The following is a 21,881-nucleotide window of genomic DNA, read 5'->3' as shown; positions in this document are numbered from 1 at the left end:
ATCTCCCCGGTCAATACAATACAGTGAAGATGCGCGTTATGACTCGCAGGTCACGCTATTTTGCCGAATCGGTGCAGATCGGGTTATTCGACCAGTGACCAGTCCAGCGGCGTGCCGCGCTTGATCGGCGCGCGCGCGCGGCGGCCGAGGACGGCGTCGGTGTGCTTGGGCGGCAGACCGAGACCGGGACGAATGGCGCGCACGTTGGCCGCCGTGAAGGGTTCACCGGCCGCCATGTCGGCCGTGACGTACAGCGACCGACGGTAGACCAGAGACTTTTTCTCAGCCTCGGTCACGCCGTAATGCACCTGGCCCATGGCCTGCCAGGCGCGCTCGGTTTCCAGCACCAGAGCGGCCATTTCCGCAGGCTCCAGCGAGAAACTGGCGTCCACCCCGCCCGCCGCGCGGTCGAGGGTGAAGTGCTTTTCAACCACCGTCGCACCGAGTGCCACAGCCGCCACCGACACACCAACGCCCATCGAATGATCGGACAGCCCCACCTGACAACCGAACAACTCACGCAGATGCGGGATCGTGCGCACGTTGCTGTTGAGCGGCGTCGCCGGGTAGGTGCTGGTGCACTTGAGCAGCACCAGATCCTTGCACCCGGCTTCACGGGCAGCGCGCACGGTTTCGTCGAGCTCGGCGATGCTGGCCATGCCGGTGGAAATGATCAGCGGCTTGCCAGTCGCCGCCACACGGCGAATCAGTGGCAGATCAGTGTTTTCGAAACTGGCGATCTTGTAGGCCGGCACGTCGAGGCTTTCAAGAAAATCCACGGCGCTGTCATCGAACGGCGTCGAAAACGCCAGCATGCCCAGTTCTTTGGCCCGGGCAAAGATCGGTGCGTGCCATTCCCAGGGCGTGTGGGCCTTTTCGTACAGGTCGTAAAGGGACGTGCCGGCCCACAGGCTGTTCGGATCCTTGATGAAGAATTCGCCTTCCGCCAGATCCAGCGTCATGGTTTCAGCGGTGTAGGTTTGCAGCTTCAAGGCATGGGCACCGGCCTTGGCCGCCGCCTCGACAATCTGCAAGGCGACGTCCAGCGACTGGTTATGGTTGCCGCTCATTTCGGCAATGATGAACGGCGGTGCGTCGGCACCGATCAGGCGATCGCCAATCTTGAAACTGTTCATGAACGGTGTTCCTTCAAATCCTTGGTGAACGCGCAGGCACTTTGGGTGAACCCGGCGTCACGAAATACATTCAATGAGGCCTGGTTGGCCGGCAACACCTGTGCGCTGATCGCGGTCAATTGCGGCCAGTGCGCCGTGACGAACGCCTCGCCCCGCGTCAGTAGCGCCCTGCCCCAGCCGAGACCGAAACGCCCCTCCAGCAGATACAGCGATACCTCGGCTTCAAAGCCGCGCAGATCGTAGCGCAACACACCGACCGGGCCGTCATCGGCCTCGGCGATCAACAACAGCCGTTGAGGATTGCGCAGACTGGCGCTCAACCAGTTCAGATGCTGCGACCACTCGATCGCGCCACTCTTCACCGACCAGCGCTGCACAGCGTCGGCGTTGCGTCCGTCGAACAACACCTGCGCATCGTCCAGCGTCGCGCCCCGCAGCGTGAGCACCGCGCCGGCCAGTGCCGCCGCAACCCGCAGCGCGCCGCGCCCGTCGACCAGTTGCCGCGAACGCTCGGCCAGGCTCTGGCGCAGATAAAAGTTGCCCACGACAAAACCGACGGCATCACGCAGTTGTTCGACGCTGACCTGCTCCCGCGCGCCCATGAACACATGCGCCCCGGCCGCGGCCATCACCTCGCCGTTGGCCTGCTGGTTGTTCGACACCGCGATGCAGATCGTCGGCAGGCCCATGGCCGCGCGCTCCCAACTGGTGCCACCGCCAGCGCCGATAAACAGGTCGGCTTCGGTCATGCGTCGATGAAAATCGCTGACGAAACTGTGCAGGCGCCAGTTCGGCCGGCTTGCGGCCAGTGCCTGCATCTCTGCCCATGCCGGGTTGTCGGCACCGGCGACGAAGTCCACTTCAAGCCCGGAAAAATCCGCCAGCGCCAGCATCGCGTGATGGGTCTGGCGGGCAGCGTCGAAACCGCCGAAGTTCACCAGCACCCGTCGCGCCACGGGTTTGATCTCGATAACCGGGCCGCTGAACTCTTCGCGCAACATGGCAAAGCGCGGACCAAGCAGCGTTCGGCAACCTGCCGGCAGCAGCGGCTGATAGTTTTCGCTGAGACCGGAGAGGTTCTGATTGAGCAACAGGTCCACGCTGTAACGGCGAGTTGCCAGATCGTCAACGGCGGCGATCCGTGGCGCAAAGCGACGGGCTGCGGTCTGCCAGTGATGATCGAGGCCGTAGTGGTCGGCGATGACCCAGTCGAATTCGGCCTGACCTTCCAACTGCGTCGCCAGTGCATCGATATCCGCCTGCCACGGCAGCATCGATTCGATGGCCTGTTCCGGGTCCTCGTCGGTGTATCGATCCGGCAAGGCGAACGTCTCGAAGCCTTCGCCCTGCAACGCATCGAGCCGATGGCCCGGCAAGCGACGACAGGCAAACGCGACGTGACTGCCCTGGGCGCGCAACACCCGCGCCAGCGTCAGGCAACGGGCGATATGGCCGCTGCCGATGGTCGGCGAAGCATCGGCGCGGATCAGTACTCTCATCGCAGCTCTCCGCCGGCCTTGAGTGCAGCGTAGAGGTATTCGGCGCGCTTCCAGTCTTCAGCGGTGTCGATGTCCTGCACCAGATGCCGGGGCAGGATCACCGGCAGGCTGGCTGGCGAATACAGAATCTCGCCAAGCAGCCAGGCCTCGCTGCGCCCCCAGTAGAACTGGCCGGCATCCTGAAAGGCAGCCGGCAGATCCTGCGAACGGGTATTGCGAAACTCGGGGTACAACGCCGTCAGCGCGCCCTGCCCGTCGAGGGTCAAGGCACGCTGCACCGGAAAGCCGAAATCGGTGACCGAAAAAGCAAAGGACTTGTCGGGATGCTGCTCCAGTAACTCAAGCCCCTGGCGCAGAAACCGCGCCTGCAACAACGGCGCCGTGGCGTACACGCAGCAGGCGTAATCGAAGGCAGGCAGTTGCTGCAAGGCATGCACGATCACCGCAGCCGTGCCGGTGAAATCATCGGCCAGCTCCGCCGGACGCAAGAACGGCACCTGCGCACCATGAGCCTGCGCCAGTTCGGCGATCTCTTCGTCATCGGTGCTGACCACCACCTGGTCGAACAACCCCGAATCCAGCGCTGTGCGAATGGAACGGGCAATCATCGGCACACCGTCGAACGGTTTGAGGTTCTTGCGCGGAATGCGTTTGCTTCCGCCGCGGGCCGGGATGATTGCGACGTTGCTCAAGGGCGTTTTTCCAGCAGGAACCAGGTGACGTCGTCCAGCGGGAATTGTGGATCGCGGTGATAACCGAAGCCGTAATCCAGCAGTTGCAGATCGGGATAGCGATCGAGCATTTCCCCGGCGAAATCGCGCTTGAACAACTTGCCGCTGTTGCCGCGATAGGACACTTCCATCGGCGACGGATTGTAGTATTCGGCGATCAGGATGTAGCGCTGGCTCAGCTCGTACAATTGCGCATAGGCGGTCGGCAACAGCTCCGGGGCCAGATGAATCAGCACGCCTTTGCTGAGCGTCAGGTCGTAGCGGCGCTCGCGGGGGAAATCGAACAGCGAGCCGTGCCAGATGTTCGCAATCTCCAGCGCACGCGCCTGGGCACAGGCGCTGGCATTGATCTCGACGCCGAACAACTCACAGCACGGCAACAGCTGCCGCAGCGCCTGCAAGTTGTTGCCGGCGTTGGTGCCCAGCTCCAGCAGGCTGTCGATCCGTCCGGCCCGGCTCAGCGCTTTGGCGAACAACGCCAGATTGGCCGCCACCAGCGGTTGCCCGACATTGCGGTCGACGTACTGGTTGCCGAACTCGCCCTGCCAGAATTGTTCCTGCTCGCTCAGATCACGCATTGCCGTTTTCCATCCACCGCCGCAGCGGCACTCATTCAGTCAACCGACGCAATTGCTCGACCACGTAATCCTGCTGCTGATCGCTCAGCAACGGAAACAGCGGCAGGCTGATCGCTTCGGCGTAATAACGCTCGGCCTCGGGAAAGTCTCCCTCGGCGAAACCCAGTTCACGATAGTACGGCTGCAGATGCACCGGAATGTAGTGCAGGTTCACGCCGATGCCGGCCGCGCGCAAGCCTTCGAACACCTGACGGTGGCTGAGGTTGATGCGATCGGTCTGCAAGCGCACCACGTACAGGTGCCAGGCCGATTCGGCGTCCGGCTGGATGCTCGGCACGGTGACCGGCAAATACGCCAGCAAGCGCTCGTATCGCGCGGCCAGTTCCCGGCGACGGGCGATGAATTCGTCCAGCTTGCTCAGCTGTGACAGGCCCAGCGCGGCTTGCAGATCGGTGATCCGATAATTGAACCCCAACTCGACCTGTTGGTAGTACCACGGCCCGTGACTGGGCTCGGTCATCTGCTGCGGATCGCGGGTCATACCGTGGCTGCGCAGGCGTTGCAAACGCTCGGCCAGCTCCGGGCGATTGGTCAGCACCATGCCGCCTTCGCCGCTGGTGATGATCTTCACCGGATGGAAACTGAACACGGTCATCGCCGCGAACTCACCGCAACCCACCGGGCGCCCGGCGTAGCTTGCGCCGACGGCGTGAGAAGCGTCTTCGATCACGGTGAAGTTGTAGCGTTCGGCCAGTTCGGCGATTCGCCGCATGTCGCAGCTCTGCCCGGAAAACGCCACTGCCACCAGCACTTTGGGCAAGCTGCCGTCGCGCTCGGCGGCGTCGAGTTTGCTGGCCAGCACCTCGGCATCGAGGTTCCAGGTCAGCGGATCGATGTCCACGAAGTCAACGTCGGCGCCGCAGTAACGGCCGCAGTTGGCCGACGCGAGAAAGGTGTTCGGTGTGGTCCACAAACGGTCGCCCGCTCCCAGCCCCGCCGCCAGGCAGGCAATGTGCAGCGCCGCCGTGGCGTTGCACACCGCGACCGCGAAATCGGCCTGGCAACGCTCGGCCATCGCCTGCTCGAAGCGCTCGATGGTCGGCCCTTGAGTCAACCAGTCGGACTGCAACACCTCGACGACCGCGTCGATGTCCGTCTGGTCGAGGCTTTGCCGACCGTAGGGAATCATACCGACAGCTTCGCGTGCAGGTCGGCGATCTGCCCCACCGAGAGGAAATGCGGGTTGGTGTCGGAGCGGTATTCGAAATCTTCACCGACCGGCACACCACGCTCGCCGAGTTTGTCCTCGGCGAAATCCACATCGACGCTGGTGAAACGAATCGACGGCTGGATGGTGTAGTGATCGGCGAACTCCAGGGTCATCCGCGCATCGTCCAACGGCACCATCAGTTCGTGCAGCTTCTCGCCCGGACGGATGCCGACGTTCTTGTGCGGCAGATGCTCGGCCATGCCGCGAGCCAGATCGACCACACGGATCGACGGGATCTTCGGCACAAACACTTCACCACCGTGCATCCGCGCAAAGCTGTCGAGCACGAACTGTACGCCGTGATCGAGGGTGATCCAGAAACGGGTCATGCGCTCGTCGGTGATCGGCAGCTCTGTCGCGCCATCGGCAATCAGCTTGCTGAAAAACGGCACCACTGACCCGCGCGAGCCCGCTACGTTGCCGTAGCGAACCACGGAAAAACGCGTCTGTTGCTCACCGGCAATGTTGTTGGCGGCGACGAACAATTTGTCCGACAGCAACTTGGTGGCGCCGTACAGGTTGATCGGGCTCGCCGCCTTGTCGGTGGACAGCGCGACGACTTTCTTCACGCCGTTATCAATGGCGGCGGCGATGATGTTCTCCGCGCCATTGACGTTGGTGCGAATGCACTCGGTCGGGTTGTATTCCGCCGCCGGCACCTGTTTCAACGCCGCGGCGTGCACCACGTAATCGATGCCGCGCATGGCCTGGCGCAGACGCTCGGCGTCGCGCACGTCACCGAGGAAGTAACGCATGCACGGCGCGTTGAACGTCTGCTGCATCTCGTACTGTTTGAGTTCATCCCGGGAGAACACCACCACCCGCTTGGGCTGGTATTGCTCGAGCAGGCGCGCAATGAACTTGCGCCCGAACGAGCCGGTGCCACCGGAGATGAAAATCGATTTACCGTTGAACATGTCTAGAGTCCTGTTTCCTGTGCCTCAAGGCGTCAGCCGAGCCACTGCGCCCAGTTCACCGCAGCACGCTCGTTCAGAGCAAAGTCTTTGCCGTTCAGGATCAGGTTCGGGTTGCCGGCCGGGTCCTGAGCGAAGACGGAGGACCATTTTTCAGCCAGTGCTTCCAGCGCCTGTGGCGCTTGTGGCAACTGCCCGCCATGAAGCACCTGTACCAGCGGCGTCCACACGGTGAGGTAACCGGCCTGACCGGCCTTGAGGCACAGGTCGACATCGCTGAAACCGTCGCCGAAGCTTTCGGTGTCCAGGCCGCCCAGGGCGTCGAACAACTCTTTGTTCACCATCAGGCACACGCCCGATACGGCCGAGTAGTTCTGATCAACCTGCAGACGGTGCATGTAACCTTCGGCGTCGTGCTTCTCGCCAATGAAGGCCGAACCGACGGTGCCTTCCTTGCCGAGAATCAGACCGGCCTGGGAAATTTTCCCGTCGCGATCGACCAGTTTCGGCCCGACGATACCGACTTCAGGACGCTGGGCATGGTTGAGCAAGGACTCGATCCAGTTCGGGTTGACCACCTCACTGTCGGCCGCCATCAGCACCAGGTATTCACCCTGCGCCTCTTGGCTGGCAGCGTTGCACAGGGCCGCATCGCCAAGCGGCTGATCGGCGTGCAGAACGCGGACCTTGGCGTGGTTCAGGGTGCCCAGCCAGTCGTTGACGGCCGCCGACTGATTCGGTCGGGCTGCGAGCAACACTTCATAGCGGGTGTAGCGGGTTCTCAGCAGCACACCGTCCAGGCAGCGTTGCAGGGCCGGCAGATCATCGCTGGCCGGCAGGATGATCGACACCAGTGGCTGTTCGGCATGGCGATAATCGATCTGATAGGTGCCCGGTTCCTTCGAGGTGATCTTGGCCTTGTAGCCACGATTGCCCAGGTGACGCAGCAGGGCCTGACGCTCGTCGGCGTTTTCTTCCAGGACCGAACTGCGAGTGATCAGCAGCGGCTCGTCGAGGTGCGCCAGACCGCCCAGGCCACCCTGTTCGATGATGCGCAGCAGCAGATCGAATTCCAGCGCCTTGCTGAAGTCCGCCTGATAACCGCCCGCCTCGATCAGCACCTCGCGACGGATCAGCCAGTGCCGCGCCATCAGCGCCGGCAGGCTTTGCAGCAGGTCGAGGTTGAAGCCCGGACGGAACACATCCACCAGGGCGCCTTCGGCGTTGCGCTGGATTTCATCGGTGGCCACCGCGCGGCAACCTTCGGCCGACGCCAGTTCCAGACCGGCGCGCAGCAGACCGCCAGCGGTGAACTCGTCGCCCGCTTCGGCCAGCAGCAGCCAGTCGCACGGCGACTGACGAACGCTCTGGTTCAGCTTGTCGACGAAGTTGCCGGACGAGACCCGCACAAAGTGCAGGGTGTTCTGCGCGGTGGTCGCCGCCGGCGGTTCGCCCGTGGTGAACACCACCACTTTGAACGCCTTGCTGTGACCTTCGAGCAAGCTGTCCAGGGTGACCTGCAACTTGTCGATGTCGTTATCCAGATCGAGCAGGAAAATACCGAACTGCGGACCACCGCCATTGGCTGCCAGGTCGCGGGCAATCGCCCCGGCCTGTTCGTCATCGGGCTGACGCGCATCGAGCCATTTGAGCAACCGGCCGGTGCGCATTTTGCTGAATGTCGCCTGATTGCCTTCCAGCGATGCCGCTTCCAGACGCGCATTCCACTCACGCAGTTTTTCGGCGTCCTCGTCTTCACCCAGCAGTTGCAACTGCGCCACCAGACGTTTGATCACGGTGCGGTTGAACACGTTGCTGTCGTGGGCTTGCCACAAACGGTCCACCACGCTTTCCGGCGTGTCGTTGTTGCGGGCCAGCATCAGGTTCTCCTGACGGGCCCAGATGCCCTCCAGCCCTTGCAACTGAATGCGCCCGGCCGGCATGGCGTGCAACAGAAACTCGAAGTGGGTCAGTTGATCGAAAAACGCCTGATTGTAGAACGGCATTTCGACGTACTGTTTCGGGCCGAAGCGGCGCTGCGGGCCGGCCTCGATGTTGGTCCACGCCGATTCCAGAATCAGCTCGGCGGTCAGTGCGCGACCGGTGCGCAGGCTGTCGGCCAGCGCTTCGAAACTCTTCAGGACAAAGGCTTTGCCTTGCTCCGGGCTTTCATGCCGGACTTGCGTCGGCAGGCCGGCCAGAAACTCGGCAAAGGCCTCGCGCTCGGCGACGGACTTGGCGTCGGTGTACGCCAGCGAGTGGAAAATTTCGGTGCTGTGGTCGGAGTGCTGATAGTTGATTTCACGCACAACGTAAGGGATCGGCAGAATCCGTGCCTTGCCCCGCGCCAGCATGTAGTACGTGTGACCGACTTCCTGCCACTGGAAGATCGTGTCTTCGGGCATCGCCTTGTACCAGTCGCGCATGATGTCGGAGCGCTGCACCGCGTAGAACGGTGGCAGGTACTGGTACATGTAATCCACCAGACGATCCTGGGCCAGATCGGCCGAGTAGTCCTCGCAGACTTTCTTGTCACGACGGTAGTAACTGACGCCGTTGGCCAGTGCCAGGTACATCATGCTGTAGCCGTGGCACATGCTGTAATCGGGGTTGGCGTCCATGAAGGCAACGGCTTCGTGCAAGGCATCGTGCACCAGGAAGTCATCGTCGGCGGCGAACACCATGTAAGGGGTCTGCAACTGCTCAATACCGTAGGCCAGTTTGGCGCGAATGCCCCAATAGCCGAACTGCGGCAGGTGCTGATAATCCACGTTGGCAAATTGCCCGGCCACACCCGGCAATGCCTCGGCGGACGAGTCCAGCACCAGAATCCTGCACGGCAGGGTGCTGTAGAAACGCACGGCCCTGCGCAGAAACGCCGGGCGTTCGTGAGATATCAGCACAACGGTCAACTGTTCGTTGAGTGCCAAACCGTGTCCAGAACTGTTCTTGCCTTGCATATATTCCCCACAAGCGGCGAGTCGCCGAAAACTCTACGTTGTTTGTCGATTAACGTACGCGGCGCAGATAACCATCCGGCGCGACTGTGATCAGCAACTTGCTGTGTATGGCCTGATCGATTTCGAAATCACGGTTCTCTTCCAGGTACGCCCACACGGCGGTTTTCGGGTTGTCACCCTTGCCCCACGGACGATCCGGGAACGCGTCTTCCGGCATGTCTTCGACCACGGTGTCCATGACCACGCAGTAGCTGCCCACCGAAACCATCGGTGCGTACAGGCGCAGCTCTTCGAGGACGTGCTCGTGGGTGTGGTTGGAGTCCAGCACCACCAGCACTTTCTTGCCCTGCACGCGTTCACGCACCTGGTCGACAATCGCGGTGTCGATGCTCGAACCCTGGATCATGCTGATCCGCTTGAACATCGGGTGCGACTCGATGGCTTCGCGGTTGTGCTGACGGATATCGATGTCGACACCCAGCACTTCGCCGTGACCGATCAGTTCCAGGATCGAGGCGTAGAACACCAGCGAACCGCCGTGGGCAATACCGGTTTCAACGATCACGTCCGGACGCAGGTTCCAGATGATTTCCTGCATGGCGACCATGTCCTGCGGGAACTGAATGATCGGCCGGCCCATCCAGCTGAAGTTGTAGGTGTATTTGTGCTTGGCAGTGGTGGCGACCCAGTCCAGGGACTCGGTTTGCAGTGCCTTGTCTTCCTGCAGGCCTTCGATGTTGGCTTTTACTTCTTCGCGAAACTGCTCATGTGGATTCATTGCAACTCTCCAAAAATTCGGGAAACGGCTTACTTGAACACCTTGGCGTCCGGGTAAGGCACCGTGTTGTTCTTGATGATCCTGGCGGGATTGCCCACCACGACCGAAAAATCCGGGACATCTTTCGTCACCACGGCACCGGCGCCGATGGTCACCCAGCGACCGATGCGCAGGCGCGGCAGGATCGTGGCGTTGGTACCGATGAAGGTGCCGTCACCGATCTCCACGCAGCCGGCGATACAGACGCCGGGCGCCATGAACACCGAGTGGCCGATCCGTCCCTCGTGCCCCACCACACTGCCGGCACTGATGCTGGTGTTGTCGCCGAGTTCGACCTCGGCCTGCATCAACACGCCTTCCTGCAGGTAACTGCCCTGCCCCATGCGAATCATGCTCAGGTCGATGCCGGGGTGGATGAACTGACCCAGTCGCGCACCGGCCTCGACCAACTGGCAGGTGGTTTCGTAGCGTAAACGGGTACTGCCGGTGATCAGATTGACGAAGCGCACGTCCGGCCCATTGAGTTCGGCCACCCGCTCCGAACCGCCGACCACCGGCACGCCATAAAACAGCGTGCCGTGCTTGCGCGGATCGTTGTCGAGAAACGCAAACTCGATGTTCGGCGTACTGCGCTTGACGGCCTGCAGCATGCGCACCGCTTCCGGGTTGGCGGCGCCCAACAGATACATCTTCACGGTGCTTTCCTGCTGGCCAGCAAGTCGAGCACCACTTGCACCACGCGCTGCTGATCGGCGTCAGTCATTTCGTGATAACTCGGCAGGTTGAAGGCACGCTCGGGCAACGCGAACGCCAGCGGGGTGTCGACCACGTATTCGCTGAACATCGGCAGCGACGACAGCGGCCAGAAAAACACCCGGGCGTCGATATCCGCCGCCTGGAAAGCCGCAATCAACTGATCGCGATGGATGCCGGTGTCGGCATCGAACACCACGGTCGGCATCCAGTAACCATTGCGCCCATGGGCCGGTTCCGGATTGAGCGATACGCCCGGCACACCTTCAAGCGCCTGCGCATAGTTGGCGAAAATCGCCCGCTTGCGCTCGATCAACTCTTCGATGCGTTCAACCTGAGCGCAGCCAACCGCCGCCTGCAGGTTGCTCATCTTGTATTTGAAGCCGACGAATTCCGGCCAGAACTGCTTGGTGCTTCCCGCGACCCGGCCATGGTTGGACAGGGTCAGCACACGCTCGTACAAAGCTTTGTCCGAGGTGACGAACATGCCGCCTTCGCCAGTGGTCATGGTCTTGGTGCCGTGGAACGAAAAGGCGCCGAATGCACCGATCGAACCCGCCGCCTTGCCACGCCATTGCGAGCCGATGGCTTCAGCCGCGTCCTCGATCACGGGAATGCCGAACTCCTTGCCGATGGCCAGCAAGGCATCCATGTCGCAAAGATTGCCGTAGAGGTGAACTGCCAGAATGGCTTTGGTGCGCGGGCTGATCGCGTTTCTGACCTGTTGCGGATCCAGGCACCAGCTATCGGCCAGCACATCGACAAAGACCGGGGTCGCCCCCAGGTAGGTGATCGGCGCTGCCGAAGCGATCCAGTTGGTATTGGCCAGGATCACTTCATCGCCGGCGCCAACACCCAATGCCGCCATGCCCATGTGCAAGGCCCCGGTGCAACTGGAGGTGGCGATTGCATAGGTCGCACCCAGATGCTCGGCGAAGCCGTGCTCGAAGCGGGTCAGGTATTCGTAGCAACGTGCGCCCCAGCCGTTCTGCACGGCATCCAGGGCATATTGCGCTTCGAGTTCGCCGACACTCGGTTTGGTGTAGTGGATTCTGCTCATTGAATGCTCAACTCCGGAACGGCGACGACAAAGCGTGCACCCCATGTTTTGGCTTCGGCCAGTTGTTGCGTCACTTCGCTCAACAGGTTCCAGGGCAGAACCAGAATGTAGTCCGGCCGCTCTTGCGCAATGCGCTCGGGTGCCACGATCGGAATGCGGCTGCCCGGCAGGAACTTGCCCTGCTTGTGCGGGTTGGCATCGGCGACCCACGCCAACAGATCCGCTCTCACGCCGGCGTAGTTGAGCAAGGTGTTGCCCTTGGCTGCCGCGCCATAACCGACCACACGCTTGCCCTCGGCCTTGGCCTGCAACAGGAAGCGCAGCAGCTGGTGCTTGATGTTTTCGGCGGCCGGCGCCAGCGTCGCGTAGTACCCGGCGGTTTTCACGCCGGCATCGAGTTCGGCCTGCAACTGCTGCTGCACCGCCGGTTGCACAGCACGGCGCTCGCCATCCTTGCGCTGCACGAACACCCGCAGCGAGCCGCCATGGGTGGTCAACGGGCTGACGTCGAACACTTCCAGACCGTTGCGCTCGCACAGCGTTTGCACGGCGGTCAGGGACAGGTAGGAATAGTGCTCGTGGTACAGCGTGTCGAACTGCGCGCCGGCCATCAGCGTCAGCAGTTGCGGGAATTCGAACGTGGCAACGCCGGTCGGCTTGAGCAGCGCGGCGAAACCACCGAGGAAGTCGTTGATGTCCGGCACGTGGGCCAGCACGTTGTTGGCGGCCATCAGATCGGCGCCCCAGCCTTCGCTTTTCAACTGTGCTGCGGTGTCGCGACCGAAGAACAGTTCACGAATCTCCAGGCCTTTTTCCCGCGCTGCCTGCGCGGTGCTGCGAGTCGGCTCGACGCCCAGGCACTGAATGCCGCGACCGGCCACGTACTGCAGCAGGTAACCGTCGTTGGCGGCGACTTCCACCACGCGACTGTCAGCCGACAGGCCAAAGCGCTCGACCATCTCGGCCACATAACGCTCGGCATGGGCCAGCCAGGTGCTGGAGAACGAACTGAAGTAGGCGTACTCGGCATCGAACAGGCTGTCGGCGCTGGTGTAATCCTCGGTCTGGACCAGCCAGCATTGCTGGCACACGGCGACCTTCAAGGGCACCCATTGTTCGGCCTGTTCCAGCCGATCGGCGTGCACGTAGGCGTTGGACGGTGGCGAGGTGCCGAGGTCGATCAGCGGCAGGCTCAGCGGTGCGGCGCACCCACGGCAGTTCATAGACGCACTCCAGCAAAGTGTTGATCGAGCGCGGGATGGCTGGAATCACGCGCTGACAAATTATTGACAGGCAACGGCCAGGCAATCGCCAGCCGTGGATCGTTCACCGACAGGCCGGCCTCGTGCTCCGGCGCGTAATCGGCGCTGTGCAGGTAAAGCAGCTCGGCATCCTCGGTGAGGGTCTGGAAGCCATGGGCGAAGCCGGCCGGAATCAACAGGCTGCGACCGTCGCCGGCCTTCAGGTGCTCGGCGTGCCAGTGCAGGAAGGTTTCGGAGTCCGGGCGCAGGTCCACCGCCACGTCCCACACTTCACCGCGCAGGCAGGTGATCAGCTTGGCTTCCGGCGCATTGGCGTTCTGGTAATGCAGACCACGCACGCTGCCCTTTTCGCGAGTGCAGGAATGGTTGATCTGGCGGATGTGAAACTCGGCGCCGAACGCACTCAGACTGCCCTCGCAGAACAGCCGGGCGAAGTGCCCGCGCTGATCTTCGAAGCGTTTGTGCTGGACGCTGAACAACCCGGCCAGCGGCAACTGTTTCAAGGAAAACTCGCTCACAGCGCGCCCCGGTACAGGTTCAGTTGACCGAGAGTGACGGTGCGCATGTCGTCGCCGTTCTGCCACGCCAGGTGCCAGTCGAGGGTCTGGGTCAGGCATTGCTGCAGCGACCAGCGCGGTTGCCAGCCAAGGACCTGACGGGCGCGGCTGCTGTCCAGGCGCAGCAGACCGGCCTCGTGCAGTTCGCTCGGCTCGATGCGCAGACCACGGGCCTGTGGCCAGCGATTGGCGAGCAGTTCGACCACTTCGCCGACGCTGCACATGTCCGTTTCGCCCGGGCCGAAGTTCCACGCCCCGGCATATTCCGGGCCCTCTTCGTAGAGCCCGGCGGCCAGCTGCAGGTAGCCGGCCAGCGGCTCCAGCGCGTGTTGCCATGGGCGCACGGCTTGCGGGTAACGCAGGGTCACCGGCTCGTCGGCCGACCAGGCTTTCAGTACGTCGGGAATCAGGCGCTCTGGGGCGAAGTCACCGCCACCCAGCACGTTGCCGGCTCGCGCGGTGGCCAGGGCCAGACCGTGTTCGGCGTACTTGTCGGCCGGGAAGAACGACGCGGCATAAGACTGCGCCAACAACTCGCAGCAGGCCTTGCTGCTGCTGTAAGGGTCGTGCCCACCGAGGGCTTCGTCTTCGCGGTAGGGCCACAGCCATTCCTTGTTGGCGTAGACCTTGTCGGTGGTCACCAGCACACAGGCCCGCACACAACCGACCTGACGAATCGCTTCGAGCAGGTTCAGGGTGCCCATGACGTTGCTGGAATACGTGCCGAGCGGATCGCGATAACCTTCGCGCACCAGCGGCTGGGCCGCCAGGTGCAGGACGATCTCAGGCTCGGTGTCGGCGATGATCTCGAGCAAGGCGCCGAGGTCACGCAGGTCGCCGCGCTGATCATTGATGCCTTCGTGCACCCGCGCCAGTTCGAACAGGCTCGGCTCGGTCGACGGGTCGAGGGAAAAACCGCTGACTTGCGCGCCGAGGCTTTGCAGCCACAGGGTCAGCCAGCTGCCCTTGAAACCGGTGTGACCGGTGACCAGAACCCGCTTGCCGCGCCAGAATTCCGGACTCAGTCCCATTGCTTCCATGGGGCCTCCCCGGTCTGCCACAGCGCTTCGAGGTGATTCTTGTCACGCAGGGTATCCATCGGTTGCCAGAAACCGTCGTGCTGATAAGCCATCAGCTCGCCACGCTCGGCCAGGCCATCCAGCGGACCGGACTCCCACGACGTCTCGTCGCCTTCGATCAGCGGCAGGACTTTCGGCGACAACACAAAGAATCCACCGTTGATCCAGCCACCGTCGCCACGGGGTTTTTCAGTGAACCCCAGTACGCGGTCGCCTTCACGGTTCAGCGCGCCGTAACGTCCCGGCGGCTGTACGGCGGTGACGGTCGCCAACTTGCCGTGGGTCAGGTGGAAATCCACCAACGAGCTGATGTTCAGGTCCGAGACACCGTCGCCATAGGTGAAGCAGAAGGCTTTTTCGTTTTCCAGATAGCGTGCGGCGCGGCGCAGACGGCCACCGGTCATGGTTTCTTCGCCGGTGTCGATCAGCGTCACGCGCCACGGCTCGCTGTAGTTCTGGTGAACGTCCATGCGGTTTTCACGCATGTCGAACGTCACGTCGGAGGTGTGCAGGAAGTAGTTGGCGAAGAAGTCCTTGATCGCGTAGCCCTTGTAGCCAAGGCAAATCACGAAGTCATGAATTCCGTGTGCGGAATACTGTTTCATGATGTGCCAGAGAATTGGCTTGCCGCCGATTTCGATCATCGGTTTGGGCTTGAGGTGCGACTCTTCACTGATGCGAGTGCCCAGGCCACCCGCCAAAATAACTGCCTTCATGGTCTCCCCTCTCGTTCGTCACAGGGCTGCGCGCGGCTTTATGAGCTTTGCGGCCTTCTGGCTAAACCTTTCTGCCGGTCCGGGCGCAGGTGCAATGACCGCGAGCGCTCGTTTTATGGCGATTTGAGGGGGACTTGCAGGAAACGCGCCAGCTCCGCCGACGCTGCGTCGATGGGGACACGGGCATGAAAAAAGGGATGAGTCCGTTGCCGGACCCATCCCTTTCATCGAGCGGTTTCAGTGAATCGACCGGATCAACCGAACAGGGCAAACCCGTCGGCAGCGGTTGGCAGGCTGTAGGCCTGGCCGTCCGCGGTCTGGATGTGCTCGATGCTGTTGAAACCCGCATACCAGCCTGCCAGTTTCACACCACTGGTCGGCGCACCGACGCTGCCGTCATTGGCGCTGTGCAAATAGGCGTCGTCGCCGATACGGGTCACGTTCAACTGGCTGGCATTGGCAATAGTGTTCAGGATCAGGGTGTCGTTCAGGCTGGTGCCGCCGTCCTGAATCACCACCAGACCGGAGGTGTTCACCACGTAAGTGTCATCACCTTCACCGCCATTGGCGAAACCACCGGAGGCCTGCTGGCCGGCCAGATTGAGAATCAACCGGTCGTCACCCTCGCCACCGAACAACGAGTAGGCGCTGCCCTTGCCGGTCAATACATCGTCGCCGATACCGCCGATGGCGCTGCCGTTGAACACTGTCACGGTGTCATTGCCGTCCTCACCGAATGCATTGGTACCCAGATCGTTTTCGGCACTGACAATCACATCGTCGCCCAACCCGCCATACAACTGATCGGCCTGCGCATTATCGGCCACACCTTCGAGGCTGAACGGTCCGATGTCGGACACCAGGCCGCCGTAGATAACGTCGTTGCCGTCACCGCCATTGATCAGATCGCTGCCGCGCCCGCCTTCCAGGTAGTTGTCCGCTTCGTTGCCGGTCAAGGTGTCGTCGAAATGGCTGCCCATCACGCCTTCGACATTGGTCAGCGTATCGCCCTGCGCATCACCACCCAGGTTGATGCCGGTCTGCAGATTAATCTCTACCGCCGAGGCGCTGGTGAGGTACCAGACATTATCGATGCCATCGCGGCCATCGATTGCATCACCGCCACCACCACCGATGAACGTTTCGTTGCCGGCCGAACCGATGAAGTCATCAAAATACTGACTGCCCTCGATCAATTCGATGCTGGTGTATTCAGGCATCGGGTCCCAGGGCTTGTAGGCGGCACCGCTCAGGTCGATCGCCATCGGCATGGTGGCGTATTTGAAACTGAGCAGATCCTGCCCTTGCCCGCCATCCAGGCCGAAATACCAGGGCATGCCGGTCGCGTAAAAGGTGTCGTTGAAGTCACTGCCACGGATGATCTCGATGTTCTGGAACGTATCGCCGTCAGCGATCCCCGAAAACTCCCGGGTTGCCCAGTTCAGCGTCATGGCCACCGTGCTGTCGCCGTAGCTGAGCACATCGATACCGTCGCCACCGTCGAAGGAGTCACCCTTGGCACCGCCAAACAGCACGTCGTTGCCACTGCCGCCGACGATCGTGTTCCAGGTGTCATTGCCGTAGCCGGTGAAGTCGCCGGTCCCGGTGTACGTGAGGTTTTCAACGAACGGATCCAGGTGCATCACAGACAGCGTGGTGTACACCTGATCGGTGCCGCCCATGAAGCCCTCGACTTCTTCGATGGTCACACCGGTGCTGTTGATGATGTACACATCGTTCCAATCGCCACCGGCCAGGGTCACGCCACCGATGTTGGCGGTGAACTGATCCGCATTGTTGGTGCCAATGATCTTTTCGACATTGCGAAAGGTGTCGCCCACTGCATTGATACCACTGCCGATCTCGATGGTGACCGGCCCCGCGGTCTGGAAATAGCTCACCGTGTCGTAGCCATCGGAACCGTCAATGATCATCGACCCTTCGGAGCGATAGATCAGATCATCGAACTTCGAACCTTCAATGGCTTCGATACCGGTGAAGGTATCTCCGTAGGCAATGGTCAACCAGTCATAGTTGCTCCAGTCCCCGACTCTCACCCCTTCGAGACTGTCGCTGTAGCTGACGGTATCGAAACCCTCGCCACCCACGAAGTGATCCGCCCCGTCACCGCCCCACAGCCAGTCGTTGCCGGCACCGCCGATGATTTCGTTGTCGGTGTCACTGCCGTAGGCCTTGAAATCACCTGTACCGGTGAAGGTCAGTTTCTCGATGAAGGGGTCCATCTTGATGGTGTTGAGACTGGTGCGAAGTTCGTCGTAACCGCCGTAGCTTTCTTCGATGATGGTCACGCCTTCACTGCCGACGATGTACACATCGTCACCCCAGCTACCGTCCAGCGTCACACCGGCAACGTTGCCGGTGAAGGTGTCGTTGAAAGATGTACCGATGACTTTCTCGACATTGAGCAAGGTATCGCGCTTGCCCTCGGCGCCAGTGACAGTCCACGCGTCATTGCCGATCTCGACATTGACTGCCGAAGACAGCACGCGATAGTCCGCCGTATCAAACCCCTCACCCCCATCCAGCACGTCCGATCCGCCACTGCCGATCAACTGGTCATCCGACTCCAGTCCATAGAGTTCGTCATTACCATCGGTGCCCATCAGGTAATCCACATCACTCGTTCCATTTACTACTGACATTTGCTTCTTCCTTGCGTTGTTGTTGAGGCTGGAAACCTGCAATCCCGGGCACCGCTCGCCCCCTCTGCGTCAATCGTCCGAGACCGGCTATCAAGGGGTATCGACAGAGAATTGCGGCGGCTTGAGGTGCCGGGCAAAAAAAGTATCCGAGTTGATACAAATACGAATTTCGAGGTGAAAAAAAGGCGACTGCAAAAGTCGCCTGTTTTTTTGGGGGGTAGCGTCCGTGGACCGGTCAGTCCGCCAGCCAGCCGTTTTCCCAGTAACGCAGGTTGTCGCCGCGCAAGACGTAGTCGCGCAACACGACCTCGCGCAACTCGTCGCCCATGCGGTAGCTGGCGTCCGGATCGGCCAGGTGCATGCGGATCGCCTGCAGCCACTCATCCGTGGTGTTGGTCTTGATCCGGGTGCACGGCAGGTAACCGCGATAGGCCTCGGTGTCGGTGCAGATCACCGGGTAGCCACAGGCGCCGTACTCCAACAGACGCAGGTTGCTCTTGCAGTCGTTGAAGATGTGGAACTCCAGCGGTGCCAGCGCCAGATCCAGATTGAGACTGGCCAGTTTCGCCGGGTACACATCGAGGCCGATCACGCCGTGGAACTCATGCATGTACGGCCGCAGATCGTCCGGGCACATGCCGAAAAACACCCAGTCGACTTCATTGGCCAATTCGCGCACCACATCGGCGATCACCGCCAGGTCACCGTGGTGGCTGGTGCCACCGCCCCAGCCGACCCGAGGTTTTTTCGAGGTACGGCGCTGGCTGCGCAGATCGCTCCACATGTTTTTGGCCAGCATGTTCGGGACCACGCGGATGTCGCTGTGCATGCTCGACAGTGCGTTACCCAACGGCGCCGTGGACACCACGACCCGGTCACACATGCCGATCGCACGCCGGACCAGTTTTTCCATCTCGTCCTTGTTCGGCATGTTGCGGATGTGCGCATTGCGATGGGGAACGTCGATTACGTAGTCATCGAGTTCGTAGATCCGCCGGGCACTCGAGTACTTCTGCAGGCTTGGAATTTCATTGATCGGTGCTTCGGCATAACGTCCCTGCAGAATGATCACGTCAGGAGACTGGCGTTCGACTTCGATGATGGTCGGCAGGTTGTAATGAATCCGTCCCAGTGCCCTGCCCGCCGCTTCCAGCTCGATCAGGGGCTGAGTCACACGGTAGTGACCGATCGCCGATGCGTTGACCGGCAATGCGAGAATCTTGGGCAATTGCGGCTGCGAAAACGGACTCCAGCCGGTACGCAGGCCCGGGTCGAGACTGAAGCTCGAGCCCCCCAGACCGTTCAGCGACAGGTTGGCGTTGTAGGCCGGATCCCGCGCAACGATCGGCAACCAGCGCTTGTAGAACACTTCCTGCTCCTGGCCGAGCGCTGCCTCCTCGCCTTCCTTCGGGGCTTGCGCCGGTTGCGCACCCAACGCCAGCTGCGCGTAAGGCGTCCACACCACCAGGTAACCTTCCTGGCCAACACGCAGGCACAGATCCACTTCGTTGAGCGACTGCGCCAGCGCCTGCTCATCGAGCCCGTTGACCGAATCGAACACAGCCTTGCGCACCATCAGGCAATCACTGCCGACGGCGCTCAGGTCGTGAGCGACCAATAGCCGGTACATGTAACCCGTCGCCTGCAACGACTCGCCGTAAAACGGTACACCGGCCGGCCCTTGCAGGCCGAGGATCAGACCGGCATGCAAGACCCGCCCGTCCGGGTTGAACAGTTTGGCCCCCACCACGCCGACTTCGGGGCGCTGGGCGTGATTGAGCATTTCCGCCAGCCAGTCGCCATGGGTGATCACGGCGTAAGGGTTGAGCAGCAAGACGTATTCGCCCCGCGCCTGGCTCACCGCGAGATTGCGCACGGCGGCCATGTTGTCTTGCTGCGGGCAATCGAGGACACGAATCCGCTCGCTGCCCAATTGCGCCATGCCGTCAAACCAGGTCTGCGCCTCGACGCCCTGACTGCCGTTGTCGACCAGCAGCAACTCGTACTCGGCGTAGGCGGTCTTCTCCAGCAGGCTCTCGACACAGCGCTGCACGGCGGCCGTCTGATCCTTGCTGACAATGACGATCGACACCAACGGTTGCCGGCCATGGTGGTAATCCACGCGGTTCAGCAGCGCCGAGGCGCCGTTGCGGATTTCATGGGCAATGCCCAGACGGTCAAGGTGCGCCGAGATCAACTGCGAATTGCCGTCAGCCATTTGCGGTTCCGACAACCACTTGGCGAGGTCGAATGCCGACTCCAGCAGCACTTCGGAAATATGGCCAATGACCTGCGTGCCGTCGTTCTCGACCATGCGCCACAACACATCGTGGGGCGCCAGCTCGCCAAACGCGGAATCGAAACCGCCGAGTGCCAGGAACCGTTCGCGCTCGAACGCCAGGGCCCGGCCCACATAGGGGTAGCTGCGCATCAGGTCCAGGTTGAAGTCCGGCTTGAACACCGGCTCGGTCGACTCGCCCTCGCTCAAACCACCTTCATCGCTGTAAAGGCAGGTAACGGTTCGCGAGAGCGCAATGCGCTCGGCCATCACCAGCAGCGCCGGCACCACCAGACGATCACCGGCACGCAGCAGGTAGAACCAGTCGGCACCTTCCAGCTGCGGCAAGAGTTCGTTGATCTGCTGTTGCCAGTCCTCCTGCAACGGCATGCGCAAGACGCGCTCTTCGAGCTGCGTCTCGGTGCAGGAGGCGGACAACACAAGGGTCAACTCGGGCAGGTACTCCTGTGCCTCGAGCGATTGCAGGGTGAGATCCAGCGCCGAGCGACTGCCCTGCTCGTCAATGATCAGCGGTACGATTTTCGGCACGCGCGGCCATGCCGCGAGCGTATCCGGCAGCAGTTCGCGCTGGCCTTCGGTCAGGTTGCGGCATGCCAGCCACTGCGCATACAACTCGGCAAAACTGACACTGGAAACGCCGACATGCCAATCCTGGGTGGTCTGTTTGGTGCCCAGCGTCCGGCTCAGCGGCAACTCTTCCCAGACCCGTGGCGTTTCCTGCGCCTTGGTGATCGACACATAACGCACCCAGCCCGGCGCCGGGGCCGATTCGCCACTGCGCGCCTTGAGCATCTGCGACAACCACTGGCGTTCGGTGTACGCAGCATCGCGCATTGCCTGTTGGCCACTCAAGCGCTCGGCGTACAGGCGCTCGACACTCAGGACGTGATTCGAAACCACCAGGTTGCCGCGACGCAACAGGCAGACGTACAACGCAAAATCCAGGGTCGCGACAAAGCAGGTTTCGGGAGTGGTCAAGGCCGGGAGAAGCTCCAGGACATCGGCCCGGCGAAACAGTGCATTGCTGAAACCGCCGAGAATGTTGACCGGGAAATTCTCGAAAATCGCCAGCAGGTCATCCCCCTTGAACAGTCCGCACACCGGCGACAACGGGGTATTTTCCAGGCGTGAAGGCAACGGGCGGTCGTCGGCATCCCAGAACAGACGCTGGGCGAGCACCAGATTGACGTCCTGCTGATCGATGAGAACCTGTGCCTGGCGCTCGATGCACGTGCCGAACAATTGGTCGTCATCACACAGAAACTTGATGAACTCGCCCTGCGCCTGCTCAAGGCACGCATGCAGATTGCCGACCAGCCCGAGCGTGCGCGCATTGCGCACGTAGCGCACGGCCACGCCGGAACTCTCGATCACCGAGGCGACGGTGGTTTCAATCTCGTTGCCGCGACTGTCGTCGCAGACAATGACTTCAAGATTGCCATAGCCCTGGCTCACCGCACTGAGCAATGCCCGTTCGAAGAAACGTGGATTGAAGGCAGGAATGACCAGGCTGACGAGAGGAAGTGAATTCACGGCGGGCTCACAGGCGGTGCGAGCCCGCTCAGAAAAGCGAGCCCTTGAAACCGCTAAAGACATTGACTATTGAAGGGACAGGGCAGAACGGGC

General features: G+C 61.7%; 16 protein-coding genes. All 16 read right to left on the bottom strand.

All coding sequences use genetic code 11. The annotated features are described in order from the left end of the window. Window positions 1–83 precede the first annotated feature (83 nt). Window positions 84–1,136: a pseudaminic acid synthase gene (gene pseI / locus AC1RMX_RS11990; RefSeq protein WP_096822192.1), complete on the bottom strand. Its 1,053-nt coding sequence runs from the start codon at window positions 1,134–1,136 to the stop codon at window positions 84–86. Continuing rightward, window positions 1,133–2,635: a UDP-2,4-diacetamido-2,4,6-trideoxy-beta-L-altropyranose hydrolase gene (gene pseG, locus AC1RMX_RS11985; RefSeq protein ID WP_192560090.1), complete on the bottom strand. Its 1,503-nt coding sequence runs from the start codon at window positions 2,633–2,635 to the stop codon at window positions 1,133–1,135. Before pseG ends, pseI begins: the two co-directional genes overlap by 4 nt. Beyond that, on the bottom strand, window positions 2,632–3,327 hold the full coding sequence (gene pseF, locus AC1RMX_RS11980) for a pseudaminic acid cytidylyltransferase (protein WP_493072007.1): 696 nt from the start codon (window positions 3,325–3,327) through the stop codon (window positions 2,632–2,634). The genes pseG and pseF overlap by 4 nt, the downstream gene beginning before the upstream one ends. After that, entirely contained in the window at window positions 3,324–3,944 is a 621-nt protein-coding gene (locus AC1RMX_RS11975; RefSeq protein ID WP_493072005.1) for a pseudaminic acid biosynthesis-associated methylase, read from the bottom strand. The genes pseF and AC1RMX_RS11975 overlap by 4 nt, the downstream gene beginning before the upstream one ends. 31 nt (window positions 3,945–3,975) lie before the next feature. Then, window positions 3,976–5,133 (bottom strand): UDP-4-amino-4,6-dideoxy-N-acetyl-beta-L-altrosamine transaminase, encoded by a 1,158-nt coding sequence (gene pseC, locus AC1RMX_RS11970; RefSeq protein ID WP_493072003.1) that lies wholly within the window; start codon window positions 5,131–5,133, stop codon window positions 3,976–3,978. After that, window positions 5,130–6,131, bottom strand: a complete 1,002-nt coding sequence (pseB, locus tag AC1RMX_RS11965) for a UDP-N-acetylglucosamine 4,6-dehydratase (inverting) (protein ID WP_493072001.1) — start codon at window positions 6,129–6,131, stop codon at window positions 5,130–5,132. The genes pseC and pseB overlap by 4 nt, the downstream gene beginning before the upstream one ends. A 32-nt stretch (window positions 6,132–6,163) precedes the next feature. After that, complete coding sequence (locus AC1RMX_RS11960) at window positions 6,164–9,088, bottom strand: glycosyltransferase family 2 protein (RefSeq protein ID WP_096822198.1); 2,925 nt, start codon at window positions 9,086–9,088, stop codon at window positions 6,164–6,166. A gap of 49 nt (window positions 9,089–9,137) precedes the next feature. Next, complete coding sequence (locus tag AC1RMX_RS11955) at window positions 9,138–9,866, bottom strand: cephalosporin hydroxylase family protein (protein ID WP_096822199.1); 729 nt, start codon at window positions 9,864–9,866, stop codon at window positions 9,138–9,140. 29 nt (window positions 9,867–9,895) lie between these two features. After that, the gene (locus AC1RMX_RS11950) at window positions 9,896–10,561 is read right to left on the bottom strand and encodes an acetyltransferase (protein ID WP_096822200.1); all 666 of its coding nucleotides are present in this window, start codon (window positions 10,559–10,561) and stop codon (window positions 9,896–9,898) included. Then, on the bottom strand, window positions 10,558–11,679 hold the full coding sequence (locus AC1RMX_RS11945) for a DegT/DnrJ/EryC1/StrS family aminotransferase (protein WP_493071997.1): 1,122 nt from the start codon (window positions 11,677–11,679) through the stop codon (window positions 10,558–10,560). The genes AC1RMX_RS11950 and AC1RMX_RS11945 overlap by 4 nt, the downstream gene beginning before the upstream one ends. Continuing rightward, window positions 11,676–12,902, bottom strand: a complete 1,227-nt coding sequence (locus AC1RMX_RS11940; RefSeq protein WP_493071995.1) for a methyltransferase domain-containing protein — start codon at window positions 12,900–12,902, stop codon at window positions 11,676–11,678. The genes AC1RMX_RS11945 and AC1RMX_RS11940 overlap by 4 nt, the downstream gene beginning before the upstream one ends. Beyond that, complete coding sequence (rfbC, locus tag AC1RMX_RS11935; RefSeq protein WP_096822203.1) at window positions 12,899–13,459, bottom strand: dTDP-4-dehydrorhamnose 3,5-epimerase; 561 nt, start codon at window positions 13,457–13,459, stop codon at window positions 12,899–12,901. Before rfbC ends, AC1RMX_RS11940 begins: the two co-directional genes overlap by 4 nt. Further along, window positions 13,456–14,538: a CDP-glucose 4,6-dehydratase gene (gene rfbG / locus AC1RMX_RS11930; protein WP_096822204.1), complete on the bottom strand. Its 1,083-nt coding sequence runs from the start codon at window positions 14,536–14,538 to the stop codon at window positions 13,456–13,458. Before rfbG ends, rfbC begins: the two co-directional genes overlap by 4 nt. Further along, complete coding sequence (gene rfbF, locus AC1RMX_RS11925; protein ID WP_096822205.1) at window positions 14,520–15,293, bottom strand: glucose-1-phosphate cytidylyltransferase; 774 nt, start codon at window positions 15,291–15,293, stop codon at window positions 14,520–14,522. The genes rfbG and rfbF overlap by 19 nt, the downstream gene beginning before the upstream one ends. Window positions 15,294–15,547: 254 nt before the next feature. Further along, complete coding sequence (locus AC1RMX_RS11920) at window positions 15,548–17,956, bottom strand: calcium-binding protein (RefSeq protein ID WP_493071993.1); 2,409 nt, start codon at window positions 17,954–17,956, stop codon at window positions 15,548–15,550. Between the two features lie 235 nt (window positions 17,957–18,191). After that, window positions 18,192–21,788, bottom strand: coding sequence for a glycosyltransferase (locus tag AC1RMX_RS11915; protein WP_493071991.1), 3,597 nt, complete (start codon window positions 21,786–21,788; stop codon window positions 18,192–18,194). Window positions 21,789–21,881: the final 93 nt, after the last annotated feature.

Source organism: Pseudomonas sp. GW822-FHT03F04, from assembly GCF_058801405.1.
This window is presented reverse-complemented; position numbering and strand designations above follow the sequence as displayed.